The organism is Streptomyces sp. NRRL WC-3549, from assembly GCF_000721935.1.
Taxonomy (GTDB): Bacteria; Actinomycetota; Actinomycetes; order Streptomycetales; family Streptomycetaceae; genus Streptomyces.
The window spans coordinates 40,599-41,129 of sequence record NZ_KL585443.1 but is presented as its reverse complement, the minus strand read 5'-3'; the positions used below and the strand labels follow the sequence as shown (position 1 = coordinate 41,129).

At 73.8% G+C, this 531-nt stretch carries 1 protein-coding gene; it reads left to right on the top strand.

Going from position 1 to position 531, the window contains the following annotated elements:
* A partial coding sequence (locus IH13_RS0134040) for an alpha-lytic protease prodomain-containing protein (RefSeq protein WP_031090667.1) occupies positions 1-531 on the top strand: 531 nt, incomplete at both ends.

Sequence of the window (531 nt, the reverse complement as noted above, 5' to 3'; positions counted from 1 at the left end):
CCGAAGCCCCCGCCTCGGCGGGCCTGCTCGCGGCGATGCAGAAGGACCTCGGACTGACGAAGAGCCAGGCCGAAGCCCGGCTCACCGCCGAGAAGGCGGCGGCCGAGCTCCAGGGCACGGCCCGGAAGGCGGCCGGCGCGTCGTTCGGCGGCGCCTGGTTCGACGCCGGCAGCGGCAAGCTGACGGTCGCCGTCACGGACGACGCGAGCGCCCGCTCGGTCCGGGCGACCGGTGCGCAGACCAGGCTGGTCAGCCACACGGCCCGGCAGCTCGACGCGGCCAAGGCCGGGATCGACGCCCTCGCGGCCCCGAGCGGTGTGAGCAGTTGGCACGTCGACCCCCGGGCGAACAGTGTCGTCATCGACGTGGTCGCCTCCCAGCGTGATGACAACGATGTCCGCACCTTCCTGGCCAAGGCGCGTCACACGGGCCCGGTGACCGTACGGCAGACCGACCAGGCCCCGCGGACCTTCGCCGCCGGGACCGTCGGCGGTGACCCGTTCTACACGGGCAACGTGCGCTGCTCCATCG